Raw genomic sequence first — 542 nt, forward strand, 5'->3', positions numbered from 1 at the left:
TACCTCACCCGTGACGGCGACCAGATCGCCGGAAGTGGGAAATGAAAAACAGCGAATAGGGAGTAGCGAACAGCGAATAGGGATCATCGACGGTCAACCCTGCTCGCTTTCAGCTACTCGCTACTCGCTCCTGTTAAGGGAGAATCCAATGGACACCCAGATGCTGATCGGCTCGAAATTCGAGAAGGGCACCGAGACCGAGGAGCCGATCCTCAATCCAAAGACCGGGGCGACCATCCTCAACCTGCCCGAGGCCAGCCAGGCGCAGATCGAGGCGGCGGTCACCGCCGCCGAACAGGCGTTCGTCTTGTGGTCGCGCACCACGCCGGCGCAACGCTCCGGCTATTTGCTGAAGATCGCCGACCGCATCGAAGCCGACGCGAAGGAGTTCGCCACGCTCGAGGCGCTCAATTGCGGCAAGCCGATCAACGCTGTGCTCAATGACGAAATCCCGGCGATCGTCGACTGCTACCGCTTCTTCGCCGGCGCCGTCCGTTCGATGCCGGGCGTCGTGGCCGGCGAATACATTCCCGGCCATACTT

At 61.4% G+C, this 542-nt stretch carries 1 protein-coding gene; it reads left to right on the forward strand.

Annotated elements, in window-relative coordinates:
* Window positions 1-148: 148 nt before the first annotated feature.
* Window positions 149-542, forward strand: a 394-nt coding sequence (locus EN893_RS37190; RefSeq protein ID WP_128362319.1) for an aldehyde dehydrogenase family protein, incomplete at its 3' end; no start/stop codon positions are given.

It is taken from the genome of Mesorhizobium sp. M7A.F.Ca.CA.004.04.2.1 (assembly GCF_004022825.1).
GTDB lineage: Bacteria > Pseudomonadota > Alphaproteobacteria > Rhizobiales > Rhizobiaceae > Mesorhizobium.